This is a genomic window from Polynucleobacter sp., assembly GCF_018500155.2.
Lineage (GTDB): Bacteria > Pseudomonadota > Gammaproteobacteria > Burkholderiales > Burkholderiaceae > Polynucleobacter.
The window spans coordinates 1-15,199 of record NZ_JAHBAK020000029.1 but is presented as its reverse complement, the minus strand read 5'-3'; the positions used below and the strand labels follow the sequence as shown (position 1 = coordinate 15,199).

General features: G+C 45.4%; 20 protein-coding genes. 9 read left to right on the top strand and 11 right to left on the bottom strand.

Annotated features, from left to right (window positions below):
- The first annotated feature begins 35 nt into the window (after positions 1-35).
- Positions 36-164, top strand: coding sequence for a hypothetical protein (locus tag KIH43_RS03905; protein ID WP_297717950.1), 129 nt, complete (start codon positions 36-38; stop codon positions 162-164).
- 63 nt (positions 165-227) lie between these two features.
- Here the strand turns inward: KIH43_RS03905 and KIH43_RS03900 are convergent, their stop codons facing one another.
- The 8 genes from KIH43_RS03900 to KIH43_RS03865 form a co-directional block, all read right to left on the bottom strand.
- On the bottom strand, positions 228-926 hold the full coding sequence (locus KIH43_RS03900) for an HPP family protein (RefSeq protein WP_297717948.1): 699 nt from the start codon (positions 924-926) through the stop codon (positions 228-230).
- A 101-nt stretch (positions 927-1,027) separates the two neighbouring features.
- Positions 1,028-1,336 carry a high-potential iron-sulfur protein gene (locus tag KIH43_RS03895; RefSeq protein WP_068320557.1) on the bottom strand — a complete coding sequence of 103 codons (309 nt, stop codon included), beginning with the start codon at positions 1,334-1,336 and terminating at the stop codon, positions 1,028-1,030.
- 378 nt (positions 1,337-1,714) lie between these two features.
- The gene (locus tag KIH43_RS03890; RefSeq protein ID WP_297717941.1) at positions 1,715-2,737 is read right to left on the bottom strand and encodes a hypothetical protein; all 1,023 of its coding nucleotides are present in this window, start codon (positions 2,735-2,737) and stop codon (positions 1,715-1,717) included.
- 4 nt (positions 2,738-2,741) lie between these two features.
- The gene (folE, locus tag KIH43_RS03885; RefSeq protein ID WP_297717938.1) at positions 2,742-3,557 is read right to left on the bottom strand and encodes a GTP cyclohydrolase I; all 816 of its coding nucleotides are present in this window, start codon (positions 3,555-3,557) and stop codon (positions 2,742-2,744) included.
- A 38-nt stretch (positions 3,558-3,595) separates the two neighbouring features.
- Entirely contained in the window at positions 3,596-3,967 is a 372-nt protein-coding gene (locus KIH43_RS03880; protein ID WP_297717935.1) for an MAPEG family protein, read from the bottom strand.
- A gap of 101 nt (positions 3,968-4,068) precedes the next feature.
- Positions 4,069-4,698: a glycerol-3-phosphate 1-O-acyltransferase PlsY gene (plsY, locus tag KIH43_RS03875; RefSeq protein WP_297717932.1), complete on the bottom strand. Its 630-nt coding sequence runs from the start codon at positions 4,696-4,698 to the stop codon at positions 4,069-4,071.
- A gap of 23 nt (positions 4,699-4,721) precedes the next feature.
- Positions 4,722-5,645, bottom strand: a complete 924-nt coding sequence (gene xerD, locus KIH43_RS03870; RefSeq protein ID WP_297717930.1) for a site-specific tyrosine recombinase XerD — start codon at positions 5,643-5,645, stop codon at positions 4,722-4,724.
- Positions 5,638-6,123: a YajQ family cyclic di-GMP-binding protein gene (locus KIH43_RS03865; RefSeq protein WP_296969923.1), complete on the bottom strand. Its 486-nt coding sequence runs from the start codon at positions 6,121-6,123 to the stop codon at positions 5,638-5,640. The genes xerD and KIH43_RS03865 overlap by 8 nt, the downstream gene beginning before the upstream one ends.
- Positions 6,124-6,225: 102 nt before the next feature.
- Here KIH43_RS03865 and murB point away from each other — a divergent pair, with 102 nt between their 5' ends.
- A complete protein-coding gene (gene murB / locus KIH43_RS03860) occupies positions 6,226-7,257 on the top strand; it encodes a UDP-N-acetylmuramate dehydrogenase (protein WP_297717927.1) in 1,032 nt (343 codons plus the stop codon).
- Here murB and xseA read toward each other — a convergent pair.
- Positions 7,254-8,465, bottom strand: a complete 1,212-nt coding sequence (gene xseA / locus KIH43_RS03855) for an exodeoxyribonuclease VII large subunit (protein WP_297717925.1) — start codon at positions 8,463-8,465, stop codon at positions 7,254-7,256. The two genes, murB and xseA, sit on opposite strands and share 4 nt — an antisense overlap.
- Before the next feature lie 324 nt (positions 8,466-8,789).
- Here xseA and KIH43_RS03850 point away from each other — a divergent pair, with 324 nt between their 5' ends.
- The 7 genes from KIH43_RS03850 (at position 8,790) to KIH43_RS03820 (ending at position 13,533) form a co-directional block, all read left to right on the top strand.
- Entirely contained in the window at positions 8,790-9,431 is a 642-nt protein-coding gene (locus tag KIH43_RS03850; RefSeq protein WP_297717922.1) for a MotA/TolQ/ExbB proton channel family protein, read from the top strand.
- A gap of 7 nt (positions 9,432-9,438) precedes the next feature.
- Positions 9,439-9,903, top strand: a complete 465-nt coding sequence (locus tag KIH43_RS03845) for a biopolymer transporter ExbD (RefSeq protein WP_297717918.1) — start codon at positions 9,439-9,441, stop codon at positions 9,901-9,903.
- 4 nt (positions 9,904-9,907) lie between these two features.
- On the top strand, positions 9,908-10,993 hold the full coding sequence (gene lpxK, locus KIH43_RS03840; protein WP_297717916.1) for a tetraacyldisaccharide 4'-kinase: 1,086 nt from the start codon (positions 9,908-9,910) through the stop codon (positions 10,991-10,993).
- Between the two features lie 34 nt (positions 10,994-11,027).
- Positions 11,028-11,204 carry a Trm112 family protein gene (locus tag KIH43_RS03835; protein WP_297717913.1) on the top strand — a complete coding sequence of 59 codons (177 nt, stop codon included), beginning with the start codon at positions 11,028-11,030 and terminating at the stop codon, positions 11,202-11,204.
- 12 nt (positions 11,205-11,216) lie between these two features.
- Positions 11,217-11,981, top strand: a complete 765-nt coding sequence (gene kdsB, locus KIH43_RS03830; RefSeq protein WP_297717910.1) for a 3-deoxy-manno-octulosonate cytidylyltransferase — start codon at positions 11,217-11,219, stop codon at positions 11,979-11,981.
- A gap of 91 nt (positions 11,982-12,072) precedes the next feature.
- Positions 12,073-12,738, top strand: coding sequence for an adenylate kinase (adk, locus tag KIH43_RS03825; protein ID WP_297717907.1), 666 nt, complete (start codon positions 12,073-12,075; stop codon positions 12,736-12,738).
- Between the two features lie 54 nt (positions 12,739-12,792).
- Positions 12,793-13,533 (top strand): glycosyltransferase family 2 protein, encoded by a 741-nt coding sequence (locus tag KIH43_RS03820; RefSeq protein WP_297717904.1) that lies wholly within the window; start codon positions 12,793-12,795, stop codon positions 13,531-13,533.
- A gap of 28 nt (positions 13,534-13,561) precedes the next feature.
- Here KIH43_RS03820 and nrdR read toward each other — a convergent pair whose 3' ends face one another.
- Complete coding sequence (gene nrdR, locus KIH43_RS03815) at positions 13,562-14,008, bottom strand: transcriptional regulator NrdR (protein ID WP_296969946.1); 447 nt, start codon at positions 14,006-14,008, stop codon at positions 13,562-13,564.
- Between the two features lie 29 nt (positions 14,009-14,037).
- Positions 14,038-15,199, bottom strand: a 1,162-nt coding sequence (gene glyA / locus KIH43_RS03810; RefSeq protein ID WP_297717901.1) for a serine hydroxymethyltransferase, incomplete at its 5' end; no start/stop codon positions are given.

The following is a 15,199-nucleotide window of genomic DNA, read 5'->3' as shown; positions in this document are numbered from 1 at the left end:
AGATGTGTATAAGAGACAGATTGAAAGGAGTATTTATGACAAAAATAGATCTTCGCAATTCAGTTACTGAATGCGCTCAATCCGTCAAAAAAGAGAATACTGGAAAGTATTACAACTACAGCATTAAGGACTGCATGAAGTCAATTGCAGCACAAAAACGCTAACAACCAATATTCAACATTCGAACTGGGGTAGCGCAAACCTACCACCCCAGTTATGTCCATTTTTTACTTCGCCTTATCCGTGTCGTGAACTGCCTGAATAATCTGAATTAATTCCGCGCGATCTACATCCATCACCTCTTGGTATTCCGCTAATACAGCATCTAGTTTTGCCTCTGCTTGAGCGCGGCTTAGCTGCGCATTCTTATCTTTCATTGCTATTTTTGGCGGTCTAGTTGGATAGACTTTTCCGGTGAACGTGTTATAAAAAGCCGCTACCAAACACAGCACTATCGAATCGAGCATAACCGGAAAAAAGGCATAGCGATAAATGGTGACATGTCCGAGTATAGCTATCAGAGCTACAGCAGCTGCAGGAGGATGCAAACAACGCAATATAAACATCGCCATGATGGCTAGTGAAGCTGCTATTGGCAACGCAAACAAAATATTATCTATGAACGTAGCACATGTAATTCCCACAAGCGCTGAAACAACATTTCCGGCAATGACCGCCCAGGGCTGCGCCATTGGGCTGGAAGGTAGTACAAATATGAGTAGCGCGCTCGCACCCAATGAAGCCATGAGCCATTCATTGATGCCTACCCATTCGCCCAGCCACTTGCCCATCATCACAGTGACACCTAGACCTATCAAAGCCCCCAGTACAGATCTAAATCGCTCGGGCCATGCTACCAATGCTTGGTCTTGGCCAAAATAATGGAACCAAGTTGACGCTAGATTGTCTGAATGTTTAATTTTCATGATGCGGGGCTATATGATCTTTCTTGTAAACAAAACGCCACCCTTAGGTGGCGTCTCATGACTCTGTACTACTTTTAAAGCTTTTAGTTGAACTAGCTTAATTATGCTTTCTTAGCATAGGCAGAGCACCAGCCAGGACCAGCAACTTGCTTACCAGCAAACAAAGAGCAACCACCGGCAGCAGAACCAGGCTTACCTTGATAGAGTGCGCAGTTATCGCATTTCTGACCAGCAGCGTACTTAGGAAACTTTGCTTTATCTACTTTGCTTGCATCAGCTTTGTAGCCCAAAGCCGCAGCTTGTGGATCAGTTTCTGCAACCATGGCTTGTGCTTGAACTTTACCGTTCAAGGCCAATGTACAGGCACCAGCAGCAGACAAAATCATGAATTGACGACGACTATTTTTCATAAAAACTCCAAGATGAAAAGGGATGAAATGACTTCAAATTAATGCTAGCTGCAATCATAGTTGAGGAAAGATCTCTCTACTAGATACGAGTTAACACTTTGATTTTCAAGGATTTTTTATTGAGAATAGTTCTCAAGCAGTTCTTACTTCCAACCTTTGAGATTCATGCAATCGATCCAACGCTTGTAATGTAGACCAGCACTTGATTCGGGATGATCTTCCTTGCACTCATTTAGGTCTTTTTGATAACTGACTTTATTATTTTTAGCTGGATCTGTATTCTCGGAGGGAAAAGTTGTGCACGCCATCGCCAGCAAGCTCATGCAACTAATGGCAATACTTTTTAAACTTGATTGAATGTGTGCTTGCTGACTCATCTTACTTTTTCGAATTATTAACAATGCGCATATATGCGCCATGATCACCGCAGGCCCGATTAAATGCGACATTTGCAAAATCATTTTTCACATCACTCAGGCTCTCAACTTTTGCAACCTTACCAGCACTTAAGAGGCTATAAGCTCTTGCTTGGCAATTCGCCTGAAATACAAACTCATCGCGCTTAGAAAAGTCACGATCCATGTTGTAAGAAATTAGCTTCATTTGACGAATGTCTTTTTTTGCATCGATCACTAAGACCTCGTTATTCACCACATCAAAAAAGAAAGGTGTATTCGGACCCGGTTTTAGCGGGATCTCCACGATACTGGGATCAGTTGGCGGAGGCTCAACCCTGTATTGCGCAATCCAAGGTCCGGATAAATCGGGTTCCTTTTTAGTCAGCGGGTTCGGAGTAGCGGGCTTTGGTGGCGGCTCCTTCTCTCGCACAAAGGGCATACTTCCTTGCTGAAAGAGAAAATAATTTACATTGCGATCATCGATAAACTTACGGCCGCAAATCCGAGAGCGAACATATGCCATCGATGTCTTCGGTTTGATTTTGATCCAACCCCATTCTTGAGTGGGTTTTAATGGATTTACGTAGGTCTCTTGATTGGGCAAATTTTCTGCATAGAAAATTTCAGACCATTGATAGTTACTAAAGCAATCGATTTTTTGGCGGAAAGGGCCCACGCTGGTGGCATTAAATGGCTGCAGTCGATCCTGATAGGCGCGCTCTACTAAAAATACATCAAAGCTCACGATACCCTCTTGATCTTCATAAATAGAATAAGGATCGTACAGCCAATTTTTCGTTTTCGATTCTGCTAACAGAATCCAAGTTCGCTTTTGATAATCTTTGAGGTTTTCCGCTGGAATACTGAAAAAGGGATTTTCAACTTTTGAACTTTTGAACTTTGTTGTCTCTGGGAATGGCGGGCCAAACAAAGAACAGCCCCAGAGCAATGTGGCTGATAGCAATAAAAGTAAAAGGGGTGATCGCGCTGAAAATCTCTTCATTACGCTATTTTCGCTCAATCAGCGCCAAGAACTCCCGCCTGAGGTTCGAATCCCGCAGAAAAGCACCACGCATGACGCTATTGATCATCTTGGAGTCCCGATCTTTTACGCCCCGCCACTGCATACAGAAGTGATCTGCATCCATAACAACGGCCACCCCAACCGGCTTAATCTTCTTCTCAAGCATGTCTGCCAACTCCACCACGGCCTCTTCCTGAATCTGCGGACGGCACATGACCCACTCCGTTAAACGTGAGTACTTAGACAAACCAATCAGCGCTGAGTTTTTGCTAGGCAAGACACCAATCCAAACGCGCCCCATAATCGGACACAGATGATGTGAACAAGCGCTACGTACGGTAATCGGTCCAATGATCATGAGTTCATTTAGATGACTCACATTGGGAAACTTTGTTAATGTGGGTTGTGCTTGATAACGTCCACTAAACACCTCTTGCACATACATCTTGGCAACACGGCGGCTTGTGTTTTTTGTGTTGTGATCACTTTGCGTATCAATCACGAGACTCTCGAGAACGGCTTGCATTTTCTCTGCCACCTCGTCGACCAAGCCTTCAATGTCACCTGGCTCTAAAAATGCAGCAATGTTGTCGTTCGCATGAAAGCGTGCTTTTTGCGCCTGAATTCGCTTGCGAATGACTACTGAGAGCGGCACACCATCTGTATTTTTCTTAGATGCTGATTTCGAAGTCCCCGTCTTTACGGTAGTTTTCTTGGTTGCTATGGAACTTTTCGCCGTCTGCTTGGTTGCGGTCTGCTTAATAGGCACTCTTTGATTAGGCACTTTTTGAATGGGCATTCTTTGTCTCGATATATTTGTATTGAATTTTTAATGTACTAAATTTGAAAGAACAGGGCTACTACACAGATCATGCCAAATAACCACACAATGGATCGTGTTGTAGGCCAATTCGCTACATAGCAAATGAGGTAAGCGATGCGAGAGAGCACAAATCCCATGGCTAAAGTATCTATGCGATCTTGTGGAGCGTGTGCAATAGAGGAAATGATGACTGCTGCAAAAAAGAAAGGAAGCGACTCAAATAAATTATTCTGTGCCGCAAGTGCGCGCGCCCGAAATCCAGTTTGCTTTGCTAACCACTCACGGGGCTGAGAGTTGTCGTAATCCTTAAACCCTTTTTTAGCTATTCCCGTAGCAACATAAGGCAACAGCCCCATAATCAAGACACAAAAATAGGCGATCGTCATTTTCAATGTCTCCTCAATAATTTGCTGTGTTTAGCAGACATTATTCAGTATTTTTGGGAAATCTGCTTTATGTGTGTTTTTAATTAGCGCTGTGTATGACTTTAGGATTTACTCTTTGAGCCAATTCGTGATTCCGTGCCATTGAGCAAGTTTTGAATATTGCTCTTGTGACGCCAAATGAGCAGCAAGCTAACAACGAGCAAGGCAACTCCCATAGGCTGCAAGCCAAACAGAAATACAAAATAGATAGGACCAAAAATAGCTGCGGACAATGCAGCTAATGATGAATAGCGCATAAAGGTGGCCACAATCACCCAGGTACCCAAGGTAGCAATGCCCAATACCCAGTTAATACCAAACAAAATTCCGCAGGCAGTCGCAACCCCCTTGCCTCCCTTAAAGCCATGAAAGATCGGAAACAGGTGTCCCAAAAATACTGCGATCACCACACCACATAAGACCCATGATCCCAATGTGGAGGAGAGAGATTCATCGCCTAGCAATATGCGCGCCAACATGACCGCAATAAAACCTTTTAATGCATCTCCTAATAGCGTCAACACTGCAGCTAATTTATTGCCCGTACGCAAAACATTGGTAGCACCAGGATTACCCGAACCATAAGAGTGTGGATCTGGCAGTTGCATGCATTTACTAACAACTACTGCAAACGAGATCGACCCAATCAAATAAGCAACTGGAATCAATAGAATGGCAAGATTTTGGTTCATAACGCTATCTTAAACACTTCTTCTTAGCTACCTCGAGGATGGTGCTGTTGGTGTATCGATTTGAGTCGCTCGCGGGCAATATGGGTATATATCTGTGTCGTGGAGATATCAGCATGCCCTAAGAGTAACTGGACCACCCTAAGATCCGCACCATGATTGAGTAAATGGGTTGCAAAAGCATGACGCAAGGTGTGAGGAGAAAGCGCAACAGGAATATTGGCGACGGTAGCGTAACGTTTAATCAAAGCCCAAAATGCTTGTCGCGTGAGCTCAGTGCCAGTGTGGCGACCGACAAAGACTGCATCCGAACTTTTACCCTCTAACAAGATTGCGCGTGCTTCTGTTAAGTAACGACGTAACCATTGTCCCGCTTCTCCACCAAAAGGCACCAGTCGTTCTTTACCGCCTTTACCATTCACAATACGCACTACACCTTCGTTCATGCCTAGCGCCACCGTTTTAAGGGAAACAATTTCTGAGACGCGCAAGCCACTGGCATACATCAACTCCAACATCGTGCGATCGCGCAATCCTAAGGGAGTATCCACATCAGGCGCATTGAGTAATGCAGCAACTTGATCTTCACTTAATGTCTTAGGAAAACGCATCGCTTGCTTTGCAGCGCGCAAACCAATGCAGGGGTCTGCTTTAACGAGATTCATACGCAAGGCATGGCGATAAAAACGTTTAAATACAGTAAGGCGTCGATTGGCAGTAGTTGCCTTGTCTGCACGGCGATACGCAAAATATGCAGTGAGATCCTTCTCTGTAACGCCATATAAATTAGCGCCAGATTGACTCTGCAGCCACTGCGCCAACAACAAGAGGTCACGCCGATATGCCGCGAGGCTATTTTTTGCTAGACCATCCTCTAGCCAACAAGCATCGCAAAAACGTTCGATTGCCTCTTGGTTGGCAGCAGAAACTGCCTTGGTGTTACTAGTCACGGAAATTATTAAAGCCTAATGGCGCCTCAGTCACTTCTTTTTTTAATAACGCCATCGTTGCTTGCAGATCATCCCGTTTTGCACCTGTCACACGCACGGCATCACCCTGAATGCTGGCTTGCACTTTGAGCTTACTGTCTTTAATGATGCGTACCACTTTCTTTGCCAAATCAGAAGTAATTCCTTTTTGGATCTTCATGGTCTGCTTACGCTTGTCGCCACCAATGGTCTCTGTTTTCTCATCTTTGAGATAGCGCACATCGACATTGCGCTTGGCCATCTTATTGACTAACACATCGCGCACTTGACCTAATTTGAAATCATCATCGCCAAACAAAATGAGGGCTTCATCTTTTTGCTCTACACGACTATCAGACCCCTTGAAGTCAAAGCGATTGCTAATTTCTTTATTCGCCTGCTCAATGGCATTTTTGAGCTCCACCATATCGGGTTCGCAAACAGTATCAAATGAGGGCATATCAACTCCTTTTATTGCCGCCAGCTTGTCGCTAGCGACTACATTAGCGTGAGATTTTCTAGAATTTTCTCCCAGAAAACCGAAGACGAATAAGATTGTGGCATGAACTGTGCAAAAAATGCGCCCCTGTCACCAAAATTGAGCCTCAATCTTGGGTTGCAATTACGTAATACATTTGGGATTGCAGGAATAGCTGAGCGCGCCTACGAAATTACGGCGGCTGAGCAAATTCCCCCACTTATGCAGGAGATTACTCAAAATCAATGGCCCTGGCGAGTTCTGGGTGGCGGCAGCAATGTCATTCTTCCGCCAGTGTTATCTGGAGCAACCTTGCTCATGAATATCGATGGGGAAAAAGTCACTCATGAGGATTCTGAATCCACCTACCTCGAAGTTGGTGCTGGTGTGAATTGGCATGCGTTTGTGCAATGGACACTCGATCAACAGTTACCAGGCCTAGAAAACCTGGCGCTCATCCCCGGAACGGTTGGGGCAGCGCCCATTCAAAACATTGGCGCATACGGAGTTGAGGTTGCGCAATACATTGATCGCATCATTGCGTTTGATACCACTAGCAATCAATTCGTCACACTCACCAATGCTGCATGTGAGTTTGCCTATCGTGACAGCATCTTCAAGCGTCAACCTGGGCGCTTCATCGTGACGCAAGTTGTATTTAAGTTACCCAAAGCATGGCAAGCGCGTTTGCATTACGCTGACCTTCAAGCAATGTCGGCCAATTTAACTACTGCTAAAGACATCTTTGCTGCCGTATGCGATATCCGCACCAAAAAATTGCCCAACCCCCAAGTCATTGGTAATGCCGGCAGCTTCTTTCAAAACCCATTAGTGAGTAATCAGCAATACCAATCCCTGCTATCAACACACCCCAATCTCGTTTCCTACCCAGATAAAGCTGGACATCGTAAATTGGCCGCTGGCTGGTTAATTGATCAATGCGGTCTTAAAGGACATCGACTGGGCGAAGTAGGTGTTTATGAAAAACAGGCGCTTGTGATTGTGAATCACGGACACGGTACAGCCGCAGACATACTGGCTTTAGCAAAATTGATTCAAGACAGCGTTCAAGAACGTTTTGGAGTAACTCTAGAGATTGAGCCCAATATTCTTTAGGGGTTTTGTTTTACATCTTCAAGTTTCACCACAGCCGCGCCCTTTGCTAAACGAATTTCGTATTCTGGCCCTGACTGCAGCTCACTAGGATCGCGCACTGCATGCACTCCATGAGCGATGTTCAACACTACTGCATAGCCACGCTCCAGTGTGCGTTGCGGATTGAGCATCTCTAACTGCGCTTGAAAATGCTCTTGATTCTGTTTCCACGATTGCACTCGAACAGACCATGCCTGTTGCAATCGTTGTTGCCAACTCGTAATTTGCTCACGCATCCGATCAGGATTGGGCAATGCATGCGAGAGTCGCAATGCTAACTGATCTAAAGTTTGCGCTTCACGCTCTACACGCTGGCGTACTCGGCCGAGCATTGCTTGCTGTATCGCATCAAGCTCTTGTAGCAACTGGTCGCGCCGTGGCGCAGCCAGCTCAGCCGCTCCCGTTGGGGTGGGCGCTCGCAGATCGGCAACAAAGTCTGCAATCGTGACATCGGTTTCATGACCGACTCCACTGACGACAGGAATGTTGGATTGAGCAATAGCGTACGCTAACTGCTCATCATTAAAAGCCCACAAATCCTCAATGCTTCCACCACCGCGCACTAACAAAATCACATCGACTGCATTTTCTTTTTCTGCTGCATGTAATGCAGAAATTATTCCAGCAGGAGCATCTGGTCCCTGCACTAATGTTGGGTAAATCACTATCGGAATATGCGGCGCTCTGCGCGCTAATGTACTGAGCACATCTTTTAATGCAGCAGCTTGTGGTGAAGTAATGATGCCAATGGATCTTGGGTGACTCGGTATCTCGCGCTTACGATCTGCATCAAACAATCCTTCTTTAGCGAGCTTGGCTTTGAGTTTTAAAAATGCTTCATACAAACCACCCATGCCAGCACGACGCAATGTTTGAATCGTGAGCTGAATATCACCTCTAGGAACATACATACCTAAGTTAGCGCTTACCTCAACCAAGTCACCCGACTGAGGCATAAAACCCACTTGGCCATTTCTGCCCCGAAACATCACGCAGCGAATCTGACCCTCTTCGTCCTTTAATGAGAAATACCAGTGGCCACTGTCGTAAGCCTTAAAGTTCGAAATCTCCCCGCTAACCCAAACAGTATCGAATTGCTCCTCCAAGGAGCTTGCAATGGCACGGTTGAGATCACCAACAGTGAGGATTTGCCTTGATATTTCCGACATTTTTTCTCTACATTCCCACAAACATATGGCTTAGCGCCCCTAAACTCTCTCAAAATATCCACAGCGCTGGGTTTATTGACGCACCTGGATAAGTAAGTAAGTAAATACTGACCCTAAACGTCTCATAAAACCAACACCATGAATATAAGTCATTGATTTATATGAGTAATTATTGAACTCCATTTTCATGAAAAATCACCCAAATACCCTAGTAGAACGATCAATCAATGACTTACAAGCGCCCTAGATAAAAGTTACACACAGAGTTATCCACAGGTTCGCTTTCAGAATACCGTTTTTTAATTCAGCTAAAGTACTGAGCTTATGTACTCCATCTTACTGTCTGCCGGTTGGCCAATCTGGCCTTTATTGATCATTTCTGTCGTGGGGCTAGCTATCGTCATAGAGCGAGCCTGGTATTTGCGCAAAACCCAAATATTTCCCAGCAACTGCTTGGAATCAGCCTACAGCATGGCCAATAGCCTTTCTCAAGGCAAATCTCTGACGGATGAAGAACTTACCACCCTCAAACAAAGCTCGCCTGCTGGGGCCCTTTTTACCAGCTTGCTGAAAGAAAAATCACAAGGGGCAAATCCCGAGATGGCACTGGAAGAATTACAAGTCACTGCCCAAAGTGTTTGGCTCAAACTCGAGCGGTATTTAGGCATCCTCGCCACGATTGCCACAATTGCCCCTCTCTTAGGATTATTTGGCACGGTGGTTGGCATGATTGAAATATTTGGAAGCCAAGGCGCCATTAGCGGCAGTGCAGGTAGCCCTCAACAACTGGCTCACGGAATTTCAGTGGCGTTATACAACACTGCTTTTGGTTTACTCATCGCAATCCCTGCGCTTGCTGCATGGAGAGGATTACGAGCAATGGCAAATCAACGTCAACGAGAGTGTGAAGAGTTCACGCGCCAGCTGTTTAAGAAACTGTATCCATCCTACTCAGTCAATTCTTGAGAATGCGATGAACTGGATTCATACCAACTCACGTAAACGTTTTTCATTAGGAACTGTTGCAAGTTCTAGCGAACCTGAAATCAATCTCATTCCGTTTATTGATGTGTTGTTGGTCATTTTGATTTTCTTAATGATCTCTACTACCTTTACACGCTTTCAAGAGCTCGCGATTACCTTGCCTACGGCCAATGGTAGTGAAGCCCAAACAGAAGCAAAACAAATTCATATTGCGGTTAGTCGTGATGGACGCTTTGCCGTCAATGGCAAAGTGGTTGATCGTTCGCAACTAGTTTCCACACTAGGGCAATGGGGCAATCCTACGAATAGCAGTAATGGGAGCAACAGCATTCAGGTCAATATTGATGCTGATGCGAAAGCGCCCCACCAATCGGTTATGAGCGCATTAGAAGCAGCACGCGATGCGAATCTGACCAATATTGTCTTTAGCAGTCAAACTAAGAATTTGCGATAAAGCGATGAAGTCATTCTTTCGTAAAGCGCCTCAGTTCTGGGAAAGACGCGGACCAACGAGTCTTCTTTTGTGGCCACTCTCTTGGATTTATGGATTACTTCTTCGGCTACGCAAACTGCTTAGTGACTTAGACTTTGTCAAACAAAAATACTCGCCAGTACCTGTCATTATTGTGGGCAATATTCGTGTGGGAGGAACTGGCAAAACACCCATTGTGATTGCATTAGCGCAGCGCTTAAATCAAATGGGTTGGAAACCGGGGATCATCAGCAGAGGTTATGGATCACATCCGCTCACACAACCCACGCAAGTGTTTGCAAGCTCCAATCCGGATCTCGTTGGCGATGAAGCTGTTCTCATCGCTCATCGCACAGATAATCACTTTCCCATTTGGGTATTTCCAAAACGTAGCGCCAGCATTGCGCAGTTACTCAAGCACTCTCCGGATGTCAATGTCATCATTAGTGATGATGGCCTTCAACATCACGGTTTAGTCCGCTGGCCTGCCAGGGAAGGCGGAAGAGACGTAGAGTTTGTCGTGCGCGACGCACGGGGGGAAGGCAATCGCTTCTTGCTTCCTGCCGGACCATTGCGCGAACCAGCAAACCGGGAACGAGATGCCACCTTATTTACTGGCAACTCAAGGCCTCCAAGAAGTGCTGGTGACTTAGGCGATTATTTTCAAGGTCGCAGGGCTTTTGCCTTAAAAGTCCATCTCAATACCCCATATCAACTCCACCACCGAGAAAATACTAAAACACTGGATGAGATTGCACAGGCCTATCTGCCAAATAAAATCGTGGCGGTTGCTGCTCTGGGTAATCCACAAGGATTTTTTGACGATTTACGCAAACAAGGCATCGCTAGCAAATGCATACCTTTGCCTGACCATGCCACCTACACCCCTGAGTTTTTTTCAAAAATAAAAGCGGAATGCATTCTGATCACCGAAAAAGATGCCGTCAAATGCACTCACATCCAAGATGAACGCATTTGGGTGGTGCCAATGACATTGCATATTCCAGATGATCTAGCAGAGTGGCTACAAAGTATTCTGCAAAGACCCGATCCAAACCGTTACACTTTGTAACTAGATAACACCATTTTGCGCATCTAAGAAGATTATGGACAAACGCTTACTCGAAATTTTGGTATGCCCTTTATGCAAAAGTCCTTTGCATTTAGACGCGGACAAAAAAGAATTGATTTGCAAAGCAGATCGCCTAGCCTACCCGATACGCGAAGATATTCCGGTCATGTTAGTAGATGAAGCACGTAGTCTCTCTGCGGATGAAGTGTAGTTTTATCTATTAATGACTACTTCTTCTAACGTGTCTGATTTTTTAGTCGTTATCCCTGCCAGACTTGGATCCACCCGCCTTCCCAGAAAACCGCTAGCTGATATTGCTGGCAAACCGATGGTCATTCGCGTTGCTGAACGCGCACTGCAATCCAAAGCGCAAGGCGTTGTAGTCGCTACAGATTCTTCTGAAATACAAGCAGTGTGCGATGAACATCGCATTGAATGTTTACTCACCAGCGCTGATCATCCTACGGGTACAGATCGGATTGCTGAGGTCGCACAATTATTAAAATTGCCAGATAGCGCATTGATTGTGAATGTACAGGGAGATGAGCCACTGATTCCTCCTGAGTTAATTAATGAAGTTGCTCAAACATTAGCGAACAACCCTCATTGCGCAATTTCAACAATTGCTACCCCCATTACCCATTCAACTGATATCACCAATCCTAATATCGTTAAGGTGGTTCTCAATCGCACTAACGAAGCGCTCTATTTTTCACGTGCGCCCATTCCTTTTGTGCGTGATGCAAGTCAAACCAACAACGTCACTCACCTGCGGCATCTGGGGATCTATGCCTATCGCACAGACTTCTTGCAGGCTTATACGCGCCTTGAGCCAGCACCGCCAGAACAAGCTGAAGCGCTCGAGCAATTACGCGCCCTCTGGAATGGCTACCGAATCGCTGTGCACACCACTTTAAATGCACCTCCAGCGGGCGTAGATACCCTTGAGGACCTTGAACGGGTACGCCAAACCTTCATAAATCCATAACAGCTAGGCTTCTTGGGGATAATCCTAGGAAGAATGCAGCTAGCTTGCAACCAAAATACACGACAATGTCAGGTCTTCTAAGGGGAAAATAATGCGATTAATTCTGCTGGGTGCTCCAGGTGCTGGTAAAGGCACACAAGCTCAATTCATTTGCGAAAAATTTGGTATTCCACAAATCTCTACTGGAGATATGTTGCGTGCCGCAGTGAAAGCAGGAACAGAGCTAGGTGTTGCAGCCAAAAAAATCATGGATGCAGGTGGCCTTGTATCCGATGACATCATTATTGGTCTTGTGAAAGATCGTTTAACTCAACCTGATTGCAGCAAAGGTTATTTATTCGACGGCTTTCCAAGAACGATTCCTCAAGCACAAGCCATGAAAGATGCTGGTGTGCCAATTGATTATGTTTTAGAAATTGATGTACCGTTTGATGCGATTATTGATCGCATGGGTGGTCGTCGCGTTCATCCCGCCTCAGGTCGCACTTATCACATCAAATTCAACCCACCTAAAGTGGAAGGTAAAGATGATGTCACTGGCGATCCATTAATTCAGCGTGATGACGATAAAGAAGAAACTGTTCGTAAACGATTACAGGTCTACGATGACCAAACGAGACCCTTGGTGGAGTATTACTCCTCTTGGGCAGCGCAAGCAAGTCCAAGCGATAAAGTAAAAGCGCCTGCTTACTGTAAAGTGAGCGGTACCGGTAGTGTTGAAGAAATCACCACATCTATTTTTGCCGCACTCAAGTAATTTACCCATTGGAGGCAGTATTGGCCTCTTTGCATAACCCATCGGCAAGCGCTGATGGGTTATGATGTCTTTACGTTAACTTTTCCTGGCATTTGTAACACCATGCGTCTATCCATCATCATTCCTTGCTATAACGAAGTGAATACGATTGATGCCATTATTGATGCGGTAAATGCAGCACCATATCCCAATAAGGAAATCATCATCGTAGATGATTGCTCCAAAGACGGCACCCGCAATAAACTCAAAAACGACATAGAGCCTTCAAGTCGCGTCAGCCAAGTGCTGTATCACGAAGTCAACCAAGGTAAGGGCGCAGCCTTACGTACCGGAATCGCAGCAGCGACTGGTGACTTAGTGATTATTCAAGATGCTGATATGGAATATGACCCCAATGAGTACCCCCTCTTGGTCGAACCGATTCTCAATAATCGTGCCGATGTCGTTTTTGGCTCGCGCTTTTTAGGTGGTCATGCGCACCGAGTTCTGTACTTTTGGCATCGTGTCGGAAATGGGTTTTTAACCCTTCTATCAAATATGTTCACTAATCTGAACCTTACCGACATGGAAACTTGCTATAAAGTTTTCAGAAGAGAAATTATTCAAAGCATTCGTATTGAAGAAAATCGCTTTGGATTTGAACCTGAAATTACTGCAAAAATTGCAAAGTTAAATTGCCGAATTTATGAAGTAGGGATTTCTTATTACGGTCGCACCTACGATGAAGGCAAAAAAATTGGCTGGAGAGACGGATTTAGAGCGATCTATTGCATCATGAAATATCGCTTTAAATAGTATTACCTATTACAACTTGACCGTTTAATTACTTAAGCTCTTTTAAGGCGCTCTCAAAAGATTCGATGTCTGCAAAACTTCTGTAGACTGAGGCAAAGCGGATGTAGGCAACCTTATCTAAGCGTTTGAGCTCACGCATGACTAACTCACCTACGCGCTCACTTGGAATTTCTTTTTCGCCTAGGCTCAGTAATTTTTCCTCAATCCTGGCGATTGATTCATCCACTGAGTCTGAAGATACTGGGCGTTTACGTAAAGCCAGTTTGAGCGAGCCCGCTAATTTCTCATGACTGTACTCCACACGGCTACCGTTTTTCTTCACAATGGCCGGCAAAAGCAATTCAACTCGCTCGTAAGTAGTAAAACGTTTGTCACATTTCGCACAACGTCGACGTCGACGTATCGTATCGCCTTCGTCTGACACCCGGGTATCAAGTACCTGGGTATCTTCGTTATGGCAAAAAGGGCAGCGCAATCTGTGTACTCTTTTTTTAAAGCAATGGTTTAACCGTAGACTGGGAAGCGCTTAGTGAGCTCAGCCACCTTAGCACGCACCTTAGCAATATTGTCAGGATCATGTGGATTATCCAAAACATCAGCAATAAAGTGGCCTACTTGTCTTGCTTCAGCTTCTTTAAATCCACGCGTGGTCATTGCAGGTGAACCCAAACGAATACCGCTAGTTACCATCGGCTTTTCTGGATCATTTGGAATACCGTTTTTATTGCAAGTGATGTGAGCATCACCCAATACTTTTTCCGCTTCTTTACCGGTCATTTTCTTCGCACGCAAATCCACTAACATCACGTGTGAATCTGTACCACCAGAAACAATGCGCAAGCCACGCTCGATTAATGTTTCTGCTAAAGCTTTAGCGTTGGCTACTACTTGTTTTTGATACTCCTTAAAGCCAGGCTCTAGGGCTTCTTTGAAAGCAGCCGCTTTACCAGCGATCACATGCATCAGTGGGCCACCCTGTAAGCCTGGAAACACTGCAGAGTTAATGGCTTTCTCATGCTCGGCTTTCATCAAAATGATGCCGCCACGTGGACCACGCAGGCTCTTGTGCGTTGTCGAGGTCACAATATCAGCGTGCGGTACAGGATTTGGATAAACACCTGCCGCAACCAGGCCAGCATAGTGAGCCATATCCACCATGAAGATAGCACCGACTTCTTTGGCGAGTTTTCCGATGCGCTCAAAATCAATTTTCTTAGAGTATGCAGATGCACCAGCAATGATGAGTTTGGGTTTGTGCTCGCGCGCCAATCGCTCCATCTGCTCATAGTCAATTTCTTCGTTCTTATCTAAACCATAAGCAATCGGATTGAACCACTTACCACTCATATTCAATGCCATGCCGTGCGTTAAGTGACCACCCTCAGCCAAACTCATCCCCATGAAGGTATCGCCGGGCTTTAAAAAAGCCAAGAATACGGCTTGATTTGCTGATGCACCGCAATGAGGCTGTACGTTAGCCGCTTCAGCTCCGAAAATTTTCTTCACACGATCGATCGCCAACTGCTCGGCAACGTCCACAAATTCACAGCCACCGTAGTACCGTTTACCTGGATAGCCTTCAGCATATTTATTGGTCAACTGAGAACCCTGCGCCTCCATTACTGCTGGGGAGGTGTAATTCTCCGAGGCAATGAGCTCAATATGG